Origin of the sequence: Cyanobium gracile PCC 6307, assembly GCF_000316515.1 — a bacterium.
In the GTDB taxonomy this organism is placed as follows: domain Bacteria; phylum Cyanobacteriota; class Cyanobacteriia; order PCC-6307; family Cyanobiaceae; genus Cyanobium; species Cyanobium gracile.
In genome coordinates this window covers 1,311,588-1,331,545 of record NC_019675.1, presented here as the reverse complement: position 1 = coordinate 1,331,545, position 19,958 = coordinate 1,311,588, and the positions used below count along the sequence as shown (strand labels likewise).

The 19,958-nt window shown below is 65.6% G+C and carries 19 protein-coding genes; 4 read left to right on the top strand and 15 right to left on the bottom strand.

The genetic code is table 11. From position 1 onward, the window contains the following. Positions 1-14: 14 nt before the first annotated feature. From CYAGR_RS06225 to CYAGR_RS16945, 4 genes are all read right to left on the bottom strand, one after another. The gene (locus CYAGR_RS06225; RefSeq protein WP_156818405.1) at positions 15-689 is read right to left on the bottom strand and encodes a recombinase family protein; all 675 of its coding nucleotides are present in this window, start codon (positions 687-689) and stop codon (positions 15-17) included. Between the two features lie 1,277 nt (positions 690-1,966). Further along, positions 1,967-4,375, bottom strand: a complete 2,409-nt coding sequence (locus tag CYAGR_RS06220; RefSeq protein ID WP_043325494.1) for a virulence-associated E family protein — start codon at positions 4,373-4,375, stop codon at positions 1,967-1,969. Between the two features lie 784 nt (positions 4,376-5,159). Next, on the bottom strand, positions 5,160-5,321 hold the full coding sequence (locus tag CYAGR_RS18705) for a hypothetical protein (protein ID WP_172637155.1): 162 nt from the start codon (positions 5,319-5,321) through the stop codon (positions 5,160-5,162). 971 nt (positions 5,322-6,292) lie between these two features. Then, a complete protein-coding gene (locus tag CYAGR_RS16945) occupies positions 6,293-7,009 on the bottom strand; it encodes a ribbon-helix-helix domain-containing protein (RefSeq protein ID WP_071881557.1) in 717 nt (238 codons plus the stop codon). Between the two features lie 103 nt (positions 7,010-7,112). Here CYAGR_RS16945 and CYAGR_RS18205 point away from each other — a divergent pair, with 103 nt between their 5' ends. Continuing rightward, a complete protein-coding gene (locus CYAGR_RS18205; RefSeq protein WP_156818404.1) occupies positions 7,113-7,526 on the top strand; it encodes a hypothetical protein in 414 nt (137 codons plus the stop codon). A gap of 217 nt (positions 7,527-7,743) precedes the next feature. Here the strand turns inward: CYAGR_RS18205 and CYAGR_RS06210 are convergent, their stop codons facing one another. The 10 genes from CYAGR_RS06210 to sppA all read right to left on the bottom strand — a co-directional run bounded on the left by CYAGR_RS06210 (position 7,744) and on the right by sppA (position 14,237). Further along, on the bottom strand, positions 7,744-7,932 hold the full coding sequence (locus CYAGR_RS06210) for a hypothetical protein (RefSeq protein ID WP_015108941.1): 189 nt from the start codon (positions 7,930-7,932) through the stop codon (positions 7,744-7,746). Between the two features lie 160 nt (positions 7,933-8,092). Further along, entirely contained in the window at positions 8,093-9,583 is a 1,491-nt protein-coding gene (locus CYAGR_RS06205; protein ID WP_015108940.1) for an AAA family ATPase, read from the bottom strand. A 3-nt stretch (positions 9,584-9,586) separates the two neighbouring features. Further along, positions 9,587-10,075 (bottom strand): YceD family protein, encoded by a 489-nt coding sequence (locus CYAGR_RS06200; RefSeq protein WP_015108939.1) that lies wholly within the window; start codon positions 10,073-10,075, stop codon positions 9,587-9,589. Beyond that, complete coding sequence (gene yidC / locus CYAGR_RS06195) at positions 10,072-11,211, bottom strand: membrane protein insertase YidC (RefSeq protein ID WP_015108938.1); 1,140 nt, start codon at positions 11,209-11,211, stop codon at positions 10,072-10,074. The genes CYAGR_RS06200 and yidC overlap by 4 nt, the downstream gene beginning before the upstream one ends. A gap of 75 nt (positions 11,212-11,286) precedes the next feature. Next, positions 11,287-11,733: a PH domain-containing protein gene (locus CYAGR_RS06190; RefSeq protein ID WP_172637199.1), complete on the bottom strand. Its 447-nt coding sequence runs from the start codon at positions 11,731-11,733 to the stop codon at positions 11,287-11,289. After that, positions 11,708-12,145, bottom strand: coding sequence for a ribonuclease P protein component (gene rnpA / locus CYAGR_RS06185; protein WP_015108936.1), 438 nt, complete (start codon positions 12,143-12,145; stop codon positions 11,708-11,710). Before rnpA ends, CYAGR_RS06190 begins: the two co-directional genes overlap by 26 nt. An 18-nt stretch (positions 12,146-12,163) precedes the next feature. Then, on the bottom strand, positions 12,164-12,301 hold the full coding sequence (gene rpmH / locus CYAGR_RS06180) for a 50S ribosomal protein L34 (protein WP_015108935.1): 138 nt from the start codon (positions 12,299-12,301) through the stop codon (positions 12,164-12,166). 28 nt (positions 12,302-12,329) lie between these two features. Next, positions 12,330-12,947, bottom strand: a complete 618-nt coding sequence (locus CYAGR_RS06175; protein WP_015108934.1) for a DUF2808 domain-containing protein — start codon at positions 12,945-12,947, stop codon at positions 12,330-12,332. Between the two features lie 56 nt (positions 12,948-13,003). Next, the gene (aroH, locus tag CYAGR_RS06170; protein ID WP_015108933.1) at positions 13,004-13,420 is read right to left on the bottom strand and encodes a chorismate mutase; all 417 of its coding nucleotides are present in this window, start codon (positions 13,418-13,420) and stop codon (positions 13,004-13,006) included. A gap of 4 nt (positions 13,421-13,424) precedes the next feature. Continuing rightward, positions 13,425-14,237, bottom strand: coding sequence for a signal peptide peptidase SppA (gene sppA, locus CYAGR_RS06165; protein ID WP_015108932.1), 813 nt, complete (start codon positions 14,235-14,237; stop codon positions 13,425-13,427). A gap of 97 nt (positions 14,238-14,334) precedes the next feature. On the opposite strand from sppA, the gene CYAGR_RS06160 reads away from it, so the two are divergent. From CYAGR_RS06160 to CYAGR_RS06150, 3 genes are read left to right on the top strand one after another with little or no spacing between them, the layout of a single operon-like run. After that, positions 14,335-15,297, top strand: a complete 963-nt coding sequence (locus CYAGR_RS06160; RefSeq protein ID WP_015108931.1) for a DMT family transporter — start codon at positions 14,335-14,337, stop codon at positions 15,295-15,297. Beyond that, positions 15,294-16,559, top strand: coding sequence for a glycosyltransferase (locus CYAGR_RS06155; protein ID WP_015108930.1), 1,266 nt, complete (start codon positions 15,294-15,296; stop codon positions 16,557-16,559). Before CYAGR_RS06160 ends, CYAGR_RS06155 begins: the two co-directional genes overlap by 4 nt. A 25-nt stretch (positions 16,560-16,584) precedes the next feature. Further along, entirely contained in the window at positions 16,585-18,465 is a 1,881-nt protein-coding gene (locus tag CYAGR_RS06150; protein WP_015108929.1) for an ArnT family glycosyltransferase, read from the top strand. Here CYAGR_RS06150 and CYAGR_RS06145 read toward each other — a convergent pair. Then, complete coding sequence (locus CYAGR_RS06145; RefSeq protein ID WP_015108928.1) at positions 18,459-19,946, bottom strand: sensor histidine kinase; 1,488 nt, start codon at positions 19,944-19,946, stop codon at positions 18,459-18,461. The two genes, CYAGR_RS06150 and CYAGR_RS06145, sit on opposite strands and share 7 nt — an antisense overlap. Positions 19,947-19,958: the final 12 nt, after the last annotated feature.

Below are 19,958 nucleotides of genomic sequence, written 5' to 3'. Positions count from 1 at the left end.
AGACCGTACAGCCGCTACCCGAGTCGCTTGACCAGCCGCTTCACCTGAGTAGGACTGAGCCGGTTTCCCTGCTTCGTGACCACCCCAGCACCCTCAAGGGCCTCAGCAATGGCCCGCAACGACAGCCCCGAATCAACCAGGGGCCTCAGCACCCCACGCAGCCTCTCAGCCGATCCTTGGGCCCGATCTCGAGCAGCCTGGTTGGAGGTGATGGTCCCCGAGTTGACCCCACCGAGCTTCACACCCCGAGCCTTTGCGGCCTTCAGAGCCTCCTTGGTTCGCTCACTGATCCGGCGGGCTTCGAACTCAGCCACCGAGGCCATGACGCTCAGGATCAGCCGACCTGCGCTGGTGGTTCCATCCACGTCGGGGAGATCGGCGAAAACGAACCCAGCCAGTCCGTTGGCTTCAGCCTCCCTGCTCAGCCTCAGGACAAACTCAGCATCCCGAGCCAGCCTGTCCAGCTTGGCCACGACCACAGCAGCGGATCGCTTCCGGGCCTCCTTGAGTGCTGCAGCCAGTTGAGGTCTATCTGCCTTCCGGCCTGACTCCACCTCCACGAACTCTGCCACCACAACAGCCCGACGCTCGGCAGCCAACTGGTTCACCTTGGCTCGTTGGGCCTCCAGACCCAGGCCGCTTTGACCCTGCCGGTCGGTGCTGACCCGGTGGTACGCGATCCACTCCACAGGCTGTACCAACCTCAAGTACCAGCCAAACGTACCACAAGACGACGTACGTCGAGACCGATACGCCAGGCCGCCCCAGGTTCCCCCAGGGCATCGAGCTCAACGGCGCTCAGCGGACGACTCAGCCCACCTCCAGCAGCAGGCGGCCAAGGTGACAGCGGAAGGCAGAGCCAGCGCGTCGATCCAGCCACCAGCCAGACATATCGGGAGACTCCCAGCCAAGGTAGATCCGAGCTTGGGGGATGCAGAGAAGCGTCATTGGTCGAAGATCAAGAGACTTGAGAACAGTGACATAGCGTCGAGTTTGCGTCAACCAAAGGTCCACATAGCAATCGATCCACATAGCGATTAATCCGAGACATCGACAAGCAAAGAAATCAGCGACCGAAGCATCCGTCGAGGCGATGGTGAATCCAACTACCCATGTCTGAATCAATCGGGGCACACTCAGAAACCGACCCCGGTACGGGGGAACTGGGCGACACCGGCTTTCACGTACGCCACTTCAGAGATTGGTGGTGTAGGAATCCGAGACCCCCCCCCTCTTTGGGTGAGGTTCAGAGGGGCCCCATCTGAGTTCAGGTACCCAGATCTAGTTGGACACATTCGACGGGCCCCATATCGACTCAGGTACCCGGTTCAAGTCGTCCGCATCCACGACCACCAAGTCACCCAAGCTCCCCAAGGATCGACTTCACGGCCCAGGGTGGCTCGGATCCACGGCATCGCCACGGAGGGGCCTCCACAGCGCCCAGGAAGACCGGTGTACCCCACGGTGGATAACTTTGATGGTCGGGGGTCAAACGGTGGCCTTCCAGGACATCCTCGAAGGGCCAGTACATCACAGCGGCTAGGGCTCACCGCTCATGGGGCTGGCTACCGACCGACCCGGACCCGTGGCTACCACCCCCGAACCCCGGTAGCCCTAGTCGTACCAAGGGATCACGTCGGTTCCCCTGACACCGGCTACCACCTGGCTACCAGCCCCGATCCCTCGAAACCTCAACCGCCCCAGGGGATCTCAGCGATTGGCTACTGGACTACCGCCGAAACGAGCCCCCACACTTCCTTATAGGAGGGGCTATGTATATGGGAAGTCATATTAAATCTACTTTCTAAAGTGACGTTTTTCTCGGTAGCCAGGTAGCCAACTCTCCAGACTCCAACCGCCCTAAGGGATCCCGTGGCTACCACCCCATGGTTAGAGCCGGTAGCCAGAAGGTTCCCAGCGAATAGTCGGTACAACAGTCAGCCAACCGTCGCATCACAAGTGGTCTTCAGAAGTCGGCCGGATGGTTGGACTCTTCGACCAAGGAAGCAAAATGTGAACCGCCTCTCTCGACCACCTCGTTGGCGTCAGGCTTGTGGCCTTCACGAACCCATACCTTGTGGTTCCGTCGATTCCGATCCTTGACCGGTGACTTCAACTGGTTGAACCCAAGCTGAACCAGCGCCGCCTTGACTTGGTTGGTGATCTGACGGTTAGCCTGATCTCGGGCACTCAGATCCAACGCCACGTAGGCCTCACCGATCTTGATGGTGGTTCGACCCTTGAAGGCCTCGCTCAGGGCTTCCAGATAGACACTCTCCTCGATGTATTCCCGGTTCATCCCCTCACTCTGGCTCATCTCCTCCTTTGAGAGCTCCAGGTCATATCGACCAGCTTGCCACTCCCGGAACAACTCGATGGCCCGAGCCAGGATCCCATTCCGTTCCGACTTCAGCCGCTCCAGGTTGATCATCTCTCCCTTGGTTCGATCGAATTCGACAGGGATCACGTGGAATCGACTGTTCCCGGTAAGGTCAGTCAGGAAGTCGTCTCTGTTGCAGCTTCCCCAGTAGCTGAATCGCCTTGGGGTGGTTGTAGCCTGGTTGGAATACTTCGGGGCAAAAGTATCCTCTCTTGAACTCAGGAAGTCCTTGAGGGCACCCTCGACAACCCGCTTGGTTGTGACCTCCAACTCAGCGAAGTTCAGCAGGTTCTTCGAGTGAGCAGCCAGCAGGAAGTCCCGGTTGTCGAAGCTCACGTTGCTGCCAACACTCATCCAGTTGCCTTCACCAGCCAAGATTTGCCCCATGGCGTCCTTGCCGATGTTCTGGGCACCCTTCAGAACCGGCATGTTTCGGTAGTACAAACCTGGGTGAAGCTGACGGCCGACAAACGCAACCAGCCACTTCTCAAGGAAGGTGTCATATAACGGGTTCGTTGTGCCCAGGTAACGGCTGCTCAGGCTCGAGATGTCGATTGGTTCAGCCTCCCGCTCGATCCTCAGCATCTCCCGCTCGAAGGGGTCGAACTGATTCTCCAAGGCCAGCCGCATGATGACCTCGGCAGTTTCCTCCCGTGGGAACACCATGTCGTGCTCTTCACTGAGAGCCAGATACATCGTCTTGAGGTTGAGCTCAGGGATCGGCGCATCGTCGATGTAGACCATCCGCTTCACCACGTCGTAGCTGAGGTGATGTTCGTGCTGGAGCACCCGGAACAGCGGCAACAGGTGGTTACTCCGAATCCTTGATGTCTTGGCGTAGGTCATGTCGATGGGGGTAGATCTTGAGGTGAGACAAAGTATCTTCTTGCCGCTGGTTGAATCAATCTTCAGGGCCCCAATGGAGTCAGCCTCCACGATCTGCTCACTGGTTGAAGCCAGAGCCAAGGTGCTGGTGATGCTGAATCCCCCAGGCCAGGTGCCGAATAGCTCGATGGCCTCCTCCGGCGTCAGAGGTGGCTCAACCACGGGCTCCTCGTACTCGATCCCAGCCAGACTCTCCAGCCGTCCCCAACCTCCGTGCTCGGGCTCAGGGCTCAGCCGACGAAAGAAGCCGGCACAGTGGTCGTGGTTGAAGCCGGGGTACCCATCCTTCTCACACCACCAGAGCCAGACATCGAGTCCGGCCTCCTCATCGGTTGAGGTGAGGTTTCGGACCGCCGAGCCGACTTGCTTCCAGGTGTTGTGGTCGCAGTCGCTGTTGATGAGCTCCAGGGTCGATCTGAGTCGGTCCAGATCCCCACAGCGCCCCGATAGGCTGTGATGCTGACCCTCGTTGGTTGAACCAGAGTGGCGCCGCACAGTGAGGGTGTTGCCCAGGTCGAAGACGTGAACCAGGGCCCCAGGATTCCCGAAGACGCACTGGGCCGGACCCATCGACCGATCGAATCCAGGACTCAGGAACGAACACATTTCTCGGTGGTGGCTGATGTAGGTGTCCACATCGGTGATGGTTTCGTCCAGCCGGAAGACGACACGGAATCGGTCTCCCTTGCCTTGGGTCAGGTGGTTGGGGGTTGTATAGGCGAACAGGGCCGACTCAATGAACAGCGGCTCTGTCTTAGCTGCTTCCCAACTCAGGCCGTCTCCCTTCTCGGGGTCGTTGTCGTAGTCCACAAAGTAGATGTTTGATCTGAGAAAAGTCTCCCGAGACTTGCGGGCCGTGGCCCCCGGAGTCTCCTCAGGTATCGGGATCCAGATCCGATCGCCTCCGTCGCCGTCTCGATTGTCGATCTCATGGCGTCCGGGCTGATATTGACCAGGGGCGATAGCCTCGCCAACCACCGTGAGGGTATCGATCAACTCCTCAGGGGAAAGCTCTTGGCTGATCCAGCCGTCTCCCAGGCCCCGATAGACGCTCCTCCGGTGCTCCGGTGGCTTGCCGGTGATGTGGTGCTGGTGGGTTGAGCACAGCAAGATGGGCCCACGATCCAGACCAGTTGACTGGTTGGTTGTTTCCAATGCCGTCATCGTCTTAGCCTCTCACGTCGGCATCGTTGAAGAAGCCAAGATCGTTCTCCTCGTAGTCTCGGTCTTGTGGCTTGACGTTGGCTTCACGAACCGATTCGTTCAAGGCCTCCAAGATGTAGCTGATCTTCCGCAGTGTTGCGTTCAACTGATTCAAGGCTTCAACGGGAGTCTCGGCTGGCTTGAATCCAACTCTCGGCTGTTGGTTTGGCTTGGGATTGATGTAGTTAGACACGGGTCAGTCGTGTGATAAATGATTGATCGATACTGTTTGGTTGTTCGTTATCATCCGTCAGAGCATGGATGACCTACGGCCGCTGTATCGCGCGGCAAATACCTACCCCCAAGCAGCGAGCTTGGATGCGATCCTCTCGGGAGGCGTGTGGTTGTTGATGGCGAGAAGCGGCGATCGAATTGCGCCGTCTCTTCTGGCCTACATGTCCTATCGGGTAGACACCGAACCCCTTGGTACGGCTAGCACTACAGCTGCGGTCTACCGTGGCTACAGCCAGAAGGGCCGAACTTTCCCCGGATACATGGCCGACCGCCGAACCACTTGGTACGACTAGACGAGCAGCCGCTGTGCTCTGGGCTCAGAGGGGCTGTGGTGGCTGATTGTTGGATGATGGTCCTTGCCGTGGCAGTAGCACTCAATTCGTCGGACGACAACCTGCGCCAACCTACCTTCGCTATTCGAGGGATGTATAGCTAACGGATCAACATGTGGTCGCCGTCACTTGAAGAAGCTGCTTATGGCTATTGCTACAATCGCAACCTGAAGAGCAGTGCCGATAAACACCATGCCTCCAGTTAAGCTGCGTGTTCCCTCTTTTGAGGCAATCTGTCTCATCCCGCCCACGTAGATCCATTCAAGGACGTAGAGCGCGACCAGCAACCATCCAAGAGAGGTTCCCCACAGTCGAACAATCCCCACGATGCCAAGAATCCCAGAGATGCATCCCACAGCCACTATCGAATAGGTTTGCGGTATTTTAGCGAGTGACAGCAGAATCGCATAAAAGAGAATGTTGCGGCCGATACCCTTGCTCAGGCTGCCCGATCAGGGGCTGTGGTAGTTGACCATTTATCAATTAAAGATATGCTCCGATCTACTACAGCTCTGTCGGTCTGCGGAGAGTGTTGCCTCTGGGTGGCTCCGTAATCGGTGGGCTGCTGAGATCTATGCCTTTCCCACTGGTTTCACAAGTGTTGTTCCACCCAATCATTGGCTCTCCAGGAGGGCACTCTGGGTTGTTGCCTGCTCTGAGGGTGGCACCACCTAGCCTTAACTCCCCGGCACCCCGAAGCCAGTTGTATTTGCAGCCCCACTTACTCTTCCCAGCTACCAGTTGATCGTGTCCAAGGTCTGTCGACGGATAGATGCAGGTTACGTACTGGCAATTTCCCATTCCCACGTATGCATAGCCCGCTGGACAGGAGTTGCCTGAGGCCAGACCCGCACCTTGGTCAATCACTGACCGTGTTGGTTCATTCGGAATCCCTTGCTGAGCCCTGATGCATCCCTGGTAGTCTTTGGCAGGCAGGCACAAGGTATGGAGATCCTTGGGTACTTGGGCGTACAGAGGTGCTGATACGCTCAGTGTTGATAGTGAGCCTAAGATGAATGCAGCTGCTGATCCCATCGCTGTAGCTTGAGTCCTTACGATGCTAGTTCTGGAAGACCGATTTTGCCTGGCGACCGTGCCATCCGACTCGCTGAGCTTCAGAAGCTGATGGACTCCTTGTCAGATGAGGGCAGAGCCACTGAGCCAAATACCCCTGAGAGGGAGGCTGTCTTGGAGCGTTGGACTCCTATTATTGCGGCTGTGATGGCGTTGATGGGGGGATTGGATGATAGCGCATTAGTCAGCCTTGATATTTTAGCCACTCGCCCTCTGGTACATATCGGATTGACTCCCGTACTGCTAACTTACATCTAGAAATCCACTTTAGATCAAACCCTGGACTTCCTTCAAGTCTGTCGATTCTAGAAATGTACTGATCTAGGGCGTTGATCCGGCCTTCGCTTGGATCGTAAATTGCATCCGCATCAGGAACTGGCCCAATTCGCTCGAATATTTGTGGAATTACAGCCGGTGCGTATTCTGCGGCCTCAATAAGGGTTGCCATGAACTCATTAAGTTGCAACCCTCCAGCAACACTGTACGGCTTTTCCAGTTCATACATTACATCTCTATCGGTTGGGTGATATAGTGCAGATATAAATCTCTTGTCTATGTCGCGAAACAGCCGCATAAGGATAGAATGTTTTTTCTCCTTGTCAGTCTCCTGGGACTCCTGCTTTTCGGACTTTTCGGCATTATTCAGGTGATCGGTTAGTAGTTTGTATATCTCGCGTGGACAGTAGAATTCCTTGTCGATTTCTGATCGCACCCATTCTTCTAGTATGAAGCCGGCAAGATTGCCGACTGCTCTGCCCTCTTTTGTTGCGACCTCTTCTAGTTTTGAATAGATCCCTAGCGGAAGTGTCGCGATCACTCTCCCGGATTGCTTTTTTTCTTCCACCATCTTGGGGAGATGCAACTCATCAGAAGCGTACTTAGCGAATAGCTCCAGGGTCAACTGTGCCAGTTGAGATTCTGGCCATGATCTGGCGATCACCTGAGAAGTACCGGGAATACACTCAGGGGTATGCAGACAACCTGTCCCGCCCTGCTTGGCATCCATGAGCTACGAACCCGCACGCGACCAGAGTGAGGTGACCCAACGGCTCCTCAAAGCCAACTGCAGGACGGAGGCGAACACCGCCAATGAACTTGCCAGGCTTCGGTCTGAGTTCGGAGCAAGCCACGAGCAGATTGAGGCCCAAGTCGTGCGAGGTGCGGCCCGCAATGATCAGGCTCTTGCAGGTGGGCTTTCGATGATTCTGGACGAAACCTGCCGGCAACATTCAGAGGATCGGTCTCTTTTGATGGAAGCCTTGGCCCTGTTGAGGGAGATCAGGGCCAGTATGCCAAAGGGCTATGGGTCAACAGGCCCATACCGCTGCCTCCCTGGCCAAGGCCTCGCTGACCCAGAGGATCCGAAGGCAGTCAACCATGAGCTGAGGCGGCGTCAGGAGCTGCCCGAGGAGTGGTGACAGGCTGTTTTGCAGGCATTTGATCTGGATGTTCAGTGCCCCCTTCCTGGCAATGTGGCCCAAGGTGTGGCCCATGTCTCCTCTGTGATGGCCCTAAACCCATTGCAATGACTGACTTCTTGAGTAGCTCTTGCGTAGTTGAAGTACGTCTTGTTGGCCAGGGCGGGCATCAGGGCCCGCAGGGGGAGGGCTGTCGCGGCGGGCAAGGGCTGGTTGCTCAGTTGCTGGCGATCACCTGGCCCACCACCACGGCCGCCACGGCCGAGAACAGGGTGATGCCGAGGGCCGTCAGGGGGCTCTGGCCCTGGGCCACCGCCAGGGTGGTGATCACGCCGGCCCCGAGGCTGGCCACGGCGAGCTGGGAGGTGAGTTCGCTGCCGGAGCGGGGGCTGGGGCTCGGGGTCACGGCGGCTTCATCACGGTTGATGGCCTGACGCTACGGGCGATGAATCGTTCGTCACCGCCGCCCCCGCCAAGCTGTTACCAGGCGTGGTTGTTCTTCATGAAGCCGTTACATCGGGCCCCGTCGATGCAATGAAAGTCTTCCACTTTCGTGCCGATTCGCCTCAGGAAGCCCTCCCGGCGCCTGAGGCCGGCCGCGCCCGGCCGCTGCTGGCCCAGCTGCGCAGGGCCTCCAGCTGCTCCCGGGCCGTGCGCGAGAGGGGCACCACCTGGCTGGCCGCCGCGATCAGGTCGGCCTCGCCGAGCTCGCGGCCTTCGCCGAAGGCCAGGTGCATGGCCTCGATCACGGTCTGCTCCAGTTCGGCGCCGGAGAAATCGGCGGTGCGGTCCACCAGCACATCCAGGGGGATGGCATGCCGGGGCCGCCGCCGCCGCAGCTGCAGATCCAGGATCGCCCGGCGTTCCTCCGCATCGGGCAGCTCCAGCAGGAAGATCTCGTCGAAACGGCCCTTGCGCAGCAGTTCCGCCGGCAGCCGCTCCACGGCGTTGGCGGTGGCCACCACGAACACGGCGCTGCTCTTTTCCGCCATCCAGGTCAGCAGGCTGGCCAGCACCCGCTGACTGGTGCCGCCGTCGCTGCGGCCGTCGCCACCGCCGAAGCCCTTGTCGATCTCGTCGATCCAGAGCACGCAGGGGGCCATGGCCTCGGCCCGCTGGATCATCTCCCGGGTCCGCGCCTCACTGGCCCCCACCAAACCGGCGAACAGGCGGCCCACGTCGAGGCGCAGCAGCGGCATACCCCAGCTGTGGGCGATCGCCTTGGCGGTGAGCGACTTGCCGGTGCCCTGGGGGCCGATCAGCAGCACCCCCCGGGGCAGGGGCAGGCCGTAGCGCTGGGCCTCCTCGCTGAAGGCCCGGTGGCGCTGCTCCAGCCAGTGCTTGAGGGTCTCCAGGCCGCCGATGTCGGCGGGGGTGGCCTCGGTGGGGCAGTACTCCAGCAGTTCGCTGCGGGCGATGGCCTGGCGCTTCTCCTCCAGCACCTCAGCCAGGTCCTCGATGCCCAGCTGGCCCCGCCGGGCCAGGGCCCGGGCCGCCAGCTGGCGCACCCGCTGCTCGCTCAGCCCGTGGCAGGCGGCGGTGAGCTGCTCCAGCACCCCCGGCTGCAGGGGCTGGCCGCTGGCTTCGGCGATGGCCCGCAGCAGGCGGCCGATCTCCCCGGCCTCGGGCAGGGGCAGCTCCAGCAGGGTGACGCTGTCCTCCAACTCCCGCGGCAGCTGCCATTCCGGGGCGCTGATCACCAGGGTGTGGGGCACCTGGCGCAGGCCCGCGGCCAGGTTGCGCAGGCGCCGGCAGACGCCGGGATCGTCGGCGTAGCGGTGGAAGTCCTTCAGCAGCAGGATCGCCCCCTGCTCGGCCGGAAGCCCGTCGAGGGCGCCGAGGGCCGCCATCGGCTGACGCACCGCCTGTCCCTCCAGGCCCGGGGAACCGCTCAGCCCACCGATGAAGTCCCAGCTCAGCAGGGTGCGGCCCCCCAGGCGCTGCGCGGCCCGCTCCAGCAGGCCCTCCACCCGCTCCTCCTCGAGGCTGCGGATCCAGAGGATCGGCGTGCGGGAGCGGATCAGAAGATCCAGCTGATCGCCCAGGTCGTGGACCATGGCTCAGCGCAGGGAGCGGAGGGCCGCCCAGCGGGGGTCAACGTCCCCTGGGTCGCCGCCGACGTCCGCGGGCAGCGGCGGGCCGGGGCAGTCGGGGCCGCAGCGGTTCACCAGGGGCAGCTGCAGGCTGAGCTGCTCGAATAGCCAGCGCTCCGGATCGAAGCTGCCCCCCGGATCGAGGCACTCCACCGGATCCTCGGCCGCGAACACCACCTCCTCCTCCTCGGGGCCGGCCACGGCGATCTCCAGCAGCTCCCGGGCGCTGGCGCCAAGGGCGTGGCTGTAAGTCTGCAGGCAGCGGTCGCAGCAGAGGGTGATGATCGTGTCCGCCGTGCCCTCGACCTCCAGCACCGTGCCGTGGTGGAGGGCCCGCACCCGCCCGCGTACGGGCGTGAGGCTGGCCAGGCCCGCGATCGGCTGGTCGACCGTCCAAGTGCGACCCTCGCTCAGCAGCCGCAACTCCTGCAGAGGCAGCGGCTGCAGCCGGGTCATTTCTTGGTCTTGGGTTCGAAGGGCAGGCGGCCGCCACCGCTGCCGCCGCCCGCCGTGGCGGTGGCCGGCTGCTGGGCGAGCTGCTTGTCGAGGATCGCCTGCAGGTTGTCGGGCAGGGCCTCGCGGGTGAGCAGGAAGGTCTGGACCCCCTGGAACACGTTGGCCACCACCATGTAGAGCAGGACGCCCGCGGGCAGCGGAAAGAACAGGAACATGGCAGTGATCATCACCGGCGTGATCTTGTTGGCGGTCGCCTGCTGGGGGTTGGCGGGCATGCCCATGCCGGAGAGCAGCTGGGAGGCGAACAGGGTGGCGCCGAAGGCCCCCACCAGGATGGCGATGTCCCAGTTGACGGCGCCATCGGTGTAGAAGCCCACCTGGCCCAGGGCCTTGATGAACAGGAAGCCGCTGCGGGCCGCCAGGCCGGGGATGCGGGCCTCGACGGTGGCGTCGCCGGGTGACAGGGCCGTGATCCTGCCCTGGTCATCCACCTGCACCACGCTCTCGCCCTTGGTCACCACCCAGCTGGGGGTGAAGCTGTCGCCGTGCTCGACGGTGCCCAGCAGGGAGGAGAAGCTGGTGCCGTCCTTGCCGTGCAGCTCCACCTGGGTGCTGTCACCGACACCGAGCTTGGTGCCGCCCTCAAGACTGGCGATCACCGGCACATGCTCGGTCTCGCTGATGAAGATGGAGTGGCTGGCGCTGTTGAAGGGCTTGGCCTCCACGGCGGCGATCTCCTCGGCCGGAAGCACCTTGAGGTTGATCGCGTAAGGGACGTCGGCGAAGGGCGACCCCCGCAGGGTGGCGAACAGGGCGAACAGGATCGGCATCTGCACCAGCAGCGGCAGACAGCCTGAGAGGGGACTGCCGAACTCCTTCATCAGGCCGCCCAGCTCCTCCTGCTGCTTCTGGGGGTTGTTGGCGTACTTGGCCTTGATTTCCGCCTGGCGCTGCTGCATCACCGGTTGGGCGATGCGCATGCGCCGGGCGCTGCGGATCGAGCCCGCACTGAGCGGGAAGAGGGCGAGGCGGATGACCACGGTGAGGGCCACGATCGCGAGCCCATAGCTCGGAACCAATCCGTAGAAGAAATCGAGGATCGGGAGCAGCAGGTTGTCGGAGATGTAGCCGATCACGGCAGGGGTGCGCTGGGGTGGGGAATCTCGGCTGCCAGTGTGCCCGACCGGGGAGACCGGATGGGGCTCCGGTGGTCAGGCGCTTTCACGGGCCGGGGGCGCGAAGCCCGCAGGGCCATCGGCCCCGGACGAGCGGGCGGCGGCCTTGCCGCGGCTCTCGCGCCGCTCCTCGATGTAGGCCTCGAGCTCCCGGAAGCGCGGCACCGCCCGCATTTCGAGCTTGGCGCCGTCGTTCAGCACCACCACCATGTCGCCCCAGGCGCCGAAGCCCCGCGGCACCGAGCGCACCTCGCGAATCTGGCTGTAGACCACCTGGGTGCGGTCACGGCCAAGCCAGCCGCCGCTGACGCTGATGCGCCGGCTGGTGATGCGGAAGCGCAGCCACAGGGCCCGGACGATGGCCCCCACGGCGAAGGGGATGCCGATCAGGGTGAGGCCGAACAGCAGGTTGACGATCAGATCGCCCTTGGCGGGACCGCCCTCGTAGAAGACCGTCTCATTGATCTCGAGTTTGTTCTCCACCCTGTCCTCCGGGGTCAAGGAGCAATCCTGCCTGGCGCAGCAGTTGACCGCATTCTCCCAGCAGCTGATCGTCGCTGCGCTCGAGGCAGCCCGGCTTGAGCGTGATCAGCAGCCAGAGCGGCTGATCCGGGGTGGGCGGGTGGCGCCGCAGGTGGTCGTGTAAGAGGCGCCGCAGGCGGTTGCGGCGCACGGCCAGCTTGCTCACCTTGCTGCTCACCACGATGCCGCAGCGCCAGGGGCTGGCGGTGGGGGGCGTGCTGGGGGTCCCGGTGGGCTTTCGGGGGGGCAACAGGGACGGGTCGGCGGCCAGGACCCTGAGCAGCAGCCCCGGTCCCTGGTAGCGACGCCCCTGGCGGTACAGACGATCGAAGACCCGTCGGCCCTTGAGCCGGTGCTGCTGCGGCAGGGCCACGGACCTTCCCGGCCGGCCTCAGACCGCCAGGCGGGCCCGGCCGCGGCGGCGGCGGGTGCGGATCACGCGGCGGCCCGTGTGGGTGCGCATCCGCACCCGGAAACCGGACACGCGCTTGCGCTTGCGGCTCGTTCCTTCCAGTGTGCGCTTCGTCATGCTGCTTTCGGCTCAGTGGGCCACCCTATCAGTTGGTGTTGTTGGGCACGATCTGGATCAGCCAGCTGCCCAGGTAGCCCGAGACAGGGATGTCGCCGGGGGCCTGGGCCAGGGCGTTGAACTGATACATGCCGGCGTTGAACGGGTTGAAGACGTTCATATAGACACCGATCGTGTCCTTGTCGGAGACAGGAGTTTCCGGAAAGATTTCGATCGATCGGCCGTTTTCCGACACCTCGATCGTGGCGGGAATCGTCTCGAGGCAGCGGGTTCTCTTGAGCATGCCGCCCTCACTCATCCGGCAGAGCTTGACCTGCTTGGGATCGATCTTGCTGTCGAAGTGGCTGGGAACGCTGATGCTCAACTTGAGGATCGCCGTCTTGCGATCCTTCGGCCGCAGCATCAGGTAGTACTCCGCCCGCTGCATGCGGGTGGTGTCGGTCGTGAAGAAATAGAGCTTGCGGTAGTCCCTGTTGTTCTCCCAGCGGAACTCCATCAGGCCGGGGGTGCCCTGGGCCAGGGAGGGGGCGGGTGCGAGCGGGGAGAGGAGGGTGCCGCCGGCGAGGGCCAGGGCGCCGAGGCCGGCGGTGCCCAGACGGCCGATCAGGGCCAGGGGATGGGACCGCTCGCGCGGGAAGGACGGCATGGCTGGGGGGAACTTCATGATGAAAGTCTCAACACGCCTGTGCGTCTGCCGCGCCTTCAGTGGTCGGCGGGGGAGCTGGCTGGGGCCGAAGGCTGGCCCGCATCGGCCCGGTCGGGCCGCAGCCGCGCCGCCTCCCGCAGATAGGGGTGGACCACCTCCCGGCCGGTCTCGAGCCAGGCGTGGGCCAGCAGTCGGATGCAGCGCGGCAGGTCCCCGGCCACTGCCATCTGCTGGCAATCCAGCAGGGCGACCCGGCCCCAGTCGGCCCGGCGGCGGGCGATGGCGGCAGGGAAGCAGGCGTCCAGATCGGCCGTCACGGAGAAGGTGACCGAGAGCACCCGGTCCCCCGCCAGGTCGTTGCGCTGCAGCAGCTCCTCGATCAGTTCCGCCACGGCTTCCGCGATCGCTTCGCCGGTGTTGGCGCTGGCGGTGGTGGCTCCCCGCAGGGCCCTCAGCTCAAGACCAGGCTTCATGACGTCAGGGGCGATGGAGCCAGAGGGGCTGGCCGCTCCAGGCCAGCTCCAGGCTCAGGGAGTGGGAGAGCTGCTGCAGCAGTGTGCTGCCCGGCAGCAGCCCCAGCAGTCTCCGGGGCGGTTTGCCGAAGCTGACCGTGCGGGTCTTCTCCGGATCCAGCCCGGCCAGCTCCGCCGCCAGGCGGCGGGCGCTCTCCTCGTCCCCCAGCACATCCACCAGGCCGTGTTCCAGGGCCTGGGCGCCGCTGAACACCCGCCCGTCGGCGAAGGTGCGCACCACGTCCGGCTCGAGGCCCCGGCCCGCGGCGACCGCCGCGACGAACTGGCCGTAGCTGGCGTCGATCAGCTCCTGCAGCAGCTGCCGTTCCGCTTCGGAGAGGGCGCGGTCGGGGGACAGGATGTCCTTGTAGAGGCCGCTCTTGACGGTTTCAAAGCGGATGCCGATCCGCTTCAGCAGCCGCGAGAGATCATTGCCGCGCAGGATCACGCCGATGGAGCCGGTGATGGTGCCGGGATTGGCGACGATCTTCTCAGCCGCCACCCCCACGTAGACGCCGCCGGAGGCGGAGATGTTGCCGAAGCTGGCCACCACGCGGCAGCCCTTCTCCCGCAGACGCATCAGGGCCGCATGGATCTCCTGGCTGTCGCCGACGGTGCCGCCGGGACTGTCGATGCGCAGCAGCAGGGCGGGGCACTCCCGCTGCTGCACCTGCTCGATGGCTTTCAGCACCCGGACGCGGGTGCCCCCGGCGATCGGCCCCTCGATGGCGATGCGCGCCAGGGTTCGTCGGGACTTGCGGCACCAGGGCCAGGGCATTGTGGAGATGCGCGGTCGCTGGATCTTAAAAAGAAGGCCCTGAGGGGCCTGCCCGCCGCGCTCCGTTCCTCCACCGCCGCCCCAGATCGCACGCCCCATGCCCCGGACCCTGCGCTGGGTGTTGATGCTCCTGCCCTTCGCCCTCTGGGGCACGGCGATGGCGGCGATGAAGCCGCTGCTGCTGGGGGCCTCACCAGCCATGCTGGCCAGCCTGCGGCTGCTGCCCGCCGGCGTGGTGCTGCTGCTGGCGGCCCGCCTGCTTGGGCGCTCCTGGCGGGTCGACCCCGTGGATTGGCCCTGGCTGCTGCTGTTCGCCGCCGTCGACGGCAGCCTGTTCCAGGGGCTCCTGGCCCGGGGGCTGGGCGAGACCGGGGCGGGCCTGGGTTCGGTGCTGATCGATTCCCAGCCCCTGCTGGTGGCCCTGCTGGCCCGCACCCTGTTCGGCGAGGCGATCAACCCGGTGGGCTGGCTGGGCCTGCTGATCGGCCTGCTGGGCATCCTCTGCCTGGGACTGCCCGGGGAGGTGCTGCGCCACTGGTGGCTGCAGGGGCCGCCGGCCCTGCAGGGGCAGGCCTGGAGCCATGGCGAGGCCTGGATGCTGGGGGCGGCGGCGGCGATGGCGGTGGGCACGGTCCTCTGCCGCTACGCCACCCGCCGCAGTGATCCGGTCGCCGTCACCGGCTGGCACATGCTGCTGGGCGGCCTGCCCCTGGTGCTGGTGGCCGGCGGCGAAGCGCTGCTCCGCCCGGAGTCGGTGAGCTTCTGGCCCCACTGGAGCCCGCTGGAGTGGGGCCTGATGGCCTATGCGGCCCTGCTGGGCAGTGCCCTGGCCTATGGCCTCTTCTTCTGGTTCGCCAGAAGCGGCGACCTCACCGGCTTCACCGCCCTCACCTTCCTGACGCCGGTGTTCGCGGTCCTCTGCGGTGTGCTGCTGCTGGACGAGCGGCTCGGTCCGCTGCAGTGGCTGGGGGCGGGGCTGGCCCTGCTCTCGGTGCTGCTGATCAACCAGCGCGGCCGGCTCTGGCAGGTGGGTGGTCGGACGGAGCCGGTGCCGCCATGACCCGCACGGTTCTCTTTGTTCACCAGAACTTTCCCGGCCAGTACCGGCACCTGGCGCCGGCCCTGCAGGCCCGCGGCGACAGGGTGGTGGCCATCGGCGGTCCCACCAGCCAGCCCCTGCCCGCCATCCCGCTGCACCGCTACGACCCCCTGCCGCCCGGGGGGGTGCCGCCCTGCCACCCCTGGGCGGCCGACTTCCAGACCAAGATCCTGCGGGCCGAGGCGGTGGCCCGTTGCCTGGAATCGCTGCTGAGCGACGGCCTGCGGCCCGATCTGGTGGTGGGCCATCCGGGCTGGGGGGAACTGCTCGTGGTGAAGGACCTGCTGCCGGATGTCCCGGTCCTGCACCAGGTGGAGTTCATCTATCCGCTGCAGGGGGGTGATGTGGGATTCGACCCGGAGTTCACCGACGCCGGCTGGCGCACCCGGGCCCGGCTGCGCCTGCGGCGGGCCCCCCAGCTGCTGGCCCTTCAGGACCTGGACTGGGGGCTCGCCCCGACCCCATGGCAGGCCAGCACCGTGCCGGCCCCCTTCCGCCACAGGCTGAGCGTGATCCACGAGGGCATCGACACCGCGGCGATCGCGCCGCAGGGTCCCGCCCGCCTGCAGTTGCAGCGCGCCGGCCTGAGCTTCGCCCCCGGGGACGAAGTGGTGAGTTTCGTGGCCAGGAACCTGGAGCCCTACCGGGGCTTCCACACCTTCATGCGCATGCTTCCCCTGCTGCAGCGGCTGCGGCCCAGGGCCCAGGTGGTGATCGTGGGCGGTGATGGGGTGAGCTACGGCGCTGCGCCCCCCGGCGGCGGCAGCTGGAAGGAGGCGATGCTGCAGGAGCTGGGCGACAGCCTCGACCGGCGCCGCGTCCACTTCGTCGGCCGCGTGCCCCACCCGGTGCTGCATGAGCTGTTCCGGGTCACGGCCTGCCACGTTTACCTCACTGTTCCCTTCGTGCTCAGCTGGAGCCTGCTGGAGGCGATGAGCTGCGGGGCCCTGGTGATCGGCTCGGCCACGGCCCCGGTGCAGGACGTGATCGAGGACGGCCGCAACGGACTGCTGGTGGACTTCTTCGATCACCGGGCCCTGGCCGAGCGGCTGGCGGCGGTGCTGGCAGGCCCCGAAGGCCACGCCGGGCTGCGGCGGGAGGCCCGCCGGACGGTGGTGGAACGGTTCGATCTGACCCGGGTCTGCCTGCCCCGGCAGCTGGAGCTCGTGGATCGGCTCATGGTCGGATCGGCGACACAGGAGGGAACGGCTGGGGAGCGATAGGTTCCCTCCGATTCGCCCAGCCGGTTTGACCGCCCTGCCCCGCCGCCAGCGCCGCCGGCTGCTGCTGATCACCCTGCTGCTGGGGCTGGTGCTGTTCGCCTGGCAGTTGGGCAACACGGGCCTGGTGGACGAGACACCGCCGCTGTTCGCGGCCTCGGCGCGGGCGATGGCGGAGACGGGCGACTGGCTGATCCCCCGCGTCAACGGCCTGCCCCGCTACGACAAGCCGCCGCTGGTCTACTGGGTGATGGGGCTTGTCTACGCCCTGCCCGGCCAGGCCCGGTGGAATCCCCTGGGCACCTGGGCCTCCGGGTTCCCCTCCGCCCTGGCCGCCATCGGCGTGATGCTGGCCCTGGCGGACACCCTGCTGCGCTGGCCCCAGCCCCCGTTCCAGGCCGCCCCAGCTGCCGCCCCGGCCCCCGCCCCCTCCCACCCCTCCCCACCGGCGCCGGACCGTCCGGGTCTGACGGCTCTGACCGCTGCCCTTGCCTTCGGCCTCTCGCCCCTGGCGCTCGCCTGGGGCCGCACGGCGGTGAGCGATTCCCTGTTCAGCGGCCTGGTGGCCCTGGCGCTGCTGCTCTGCTGGCAGACCTACGCCGACCCCCGCCGGCGCTGGTGGCTGCCCTGGACCGTGCTCGGGCTGGCCGTGCTGGCCAAGGGGCCGGTGGCGGTGGTGCTTCTGGGCCTCACCCTGTTGCTGTTCGGCTGGATGCAGGCCGACATCGGTGGGCTGTGGCGGCGGTTGCGGCCGCTGCGGGGCCTGGCGCTCTCCGCCCTGGTGGCGGCGCCCTGGTACCTGCTGGCCCTGCACAGCGAGGGCCGTCCCTTCTGGGACAGCTTCTTCGGTTACCACAACATCCAGCGCTTCACCGAGGTGGTGAACCGCCACCTGCAGCCGTGGTGGTTCTTCGTGCCGGTGATGCTGGTGGCCAGCCTGCCCGTCTCGCCGTTGCTGCTGGTCGGCCTGGCCCGGGCGATCGGACCGCTGCGGCGCTCCTGGTGCCCCACCTGGCCCCAGCCTCCCGCCGCCTCCCTAGCCCGCTTCGCCGCCTGCTGGCTGCTGGCGGTGCTGCTGTTCTTCACCGCCGCCGCCACCAAGCTGCCGAGCTACTGGCTGCCGGCCACCCCCGCCGCAGCCCTGCTGATCGCCCTGGCGGCCCAGACGGGCTGGTCCGGCGGGGCTGGCCGCCCTTGGGAGCGCTGGGCCTGGGGTCTCTGTCTGCTGCTGGTGAGCGGGCTGGGTGTGGTGTTCCTGGCGGCGCCCCTCTGGCTGCCGCTGATCCAGGATCCGGAGATGCCCACGCTGGCCTCGGAGCTGCGGGACAGTCCCCTGGTGACGGTGGTGGCCGCCTGCTGGTTGCTGGCCGCCCTGCTGGGCTGGATCACCCGGCGCCGCCGCCCGCCCCTGCGCCTGCTGGCCCTGCAGCTGCCCCTGGTGCTGTTCGTGCCTGCGGCCCTGCTGCCGCTGTGGAGCGTGGGTGATCGCCTGCGGGGTGAACCCGTGCGCCGCATGGCGGCGGCGCTGCAGCGCGAGGGCCGTCCGGGGGAGCCGGTGGCGATGGTGGGCGTGCTCAAGCCCTCCCTGCACTACTACAGCCGGCGGGTGGTGATCTACGAGGGCATCGGCGTCGAGGGTCCGATCAACCTGGCGGACCGGCTGCGCCGGGAGCGCCGGGTGGGCCAGCGGCCCAGCAGGCCCCAGGAGCAGCCCACGGTGCTGGTGGTGATCGATCGGACCACCGCCCGTGCCCCCTTCTGGCGCCATCTCGGCGCCAGCGAACTCGAGCGCGCCGGCGTCTACCGGCTGTGGCGCCTCGATCGCCGCCGCCTGGAGGAGGCCGTGGCGCAACTGCGCCGGAAGGGGTTCGCCCCCGACTGGCAGCTTCCCCGGCCGGAGCGTTACTGAGCCGCCGGCAGGTGGATGTGGAAGCGGCTCCCCACCCCGATCTCGCTGTCGACGTCGATGGAGCCCCCCATGGCCTCCACCAGCAGCTTCACCACCGACAGCCCAAGGCCCGAGCCCCGTTCGTGCTCGATGGCGTTGCGGCCGCGGTGGAAGCGATCGAACACCTTGGGGATGTCCTCCGGGGGGATGCCGATGCCCTGGTCCCGGACGGTGATGCACAGCTCGGCGTCGTTCCGCGTCAGTTCGAGGCTGATCGGCCGACCCGGGAGCGAGTACTTGTCGGCGTTCTCGATCAGGTTGAGCAGCACCTGCTGGAGGCGATCGGTCTCGGCCACCGCCCGGACCGGTCCCTCGGCGGCCTCCTCGGGAAGGGTGAGCAGCAGCGGGCGTGAGAGCTGGCTGCGGGCAAGGTCGCAGGCGGTGGTCAGCACCTCGTCGACGGCCACCGGGGCCAGCACCATCTGCAGCTGGCCCGACTCGCTGCGGGAGAGATCCAGCAGGTCGTTGAGCATGCGGGTGATGCGGTGGGTCTCGGCCTCGGTGGTGGCGAGGGCGCGCATCTGCTCCGGGTCCAGGTTCTGGCCGCGCCGCTGCAGGCGGCGCAGGTAGCCGCCGATGATCATCAGGGGGTTGCGCAGCTCATGGGAGACGAGCCCCACGAAGTGCCGCTGCTGGCTCCAGGCCAGGGCCAGCCGGTCGAGCAGGCCATTGAAGGACTGGGCCAGCTCCTCCACCTCCAGGGGCGCCTGCTCGAGCTTGAGGTGGCTGCTGGCCAGGCTTTCGGTGGTGACGCCGGCCGCCATGCGGTTGAGATCCCGCAGCGGCTGGAGCAGGCGGCGGGTGAGCACGGAGATCGCCACCAGGGTGATCACCAGGCTCAGGATCCATACCACCGCCAGCCCCAGCAGCCTGCTCTGCAGGTTGGCCACGTTGTTGCTGACGTCCTCGGCGACCCAGAGCTGGCTGCCGTCGGGGGAACGGTGCAGGGTGTGCGTGAGATAGCTGTTGCCCTCCGGATCCTTGACCACGCGGCGGTCCGTGCCGATCAGCAGGGGCGCGAAGGACCGGACCGACCAGGCGCCGCTGTGCGCCGCCATCGCCTGTCCGACCAGGCCGGGAAGGGCCAGCAGTTCGCCGGTCCCTTGCCTGGGCAGCAGCAGGGAGCCATCCTCGTGCTGCACCCAGAAGAAGTGCTCCCGGTCACTGCGGCGCTCCAGCTCCACGCGCAGGAGGTCGGTGTGGGCGACGGACGGATCGGCGACGAGACGATCGAGCGTGTCGGCGAGGGAGCCCGCCGCCAGCCGCTGATCATGGTGCTGGTGATGGAGCAGGCAGTCCCGGTTGATCAGAAGGGTGAAGGCGGAGGCGGCACTGAACCCGAGGAAGACCGATGTGAAGGCCGCCAGCCGGAGCTGGCCCAGCAGACTTCCGAACAGTCGGTGACGCCAGCCACGGGGAGGGGCCCCGGTCGGGGGGGCCATCGGTGGATGAGT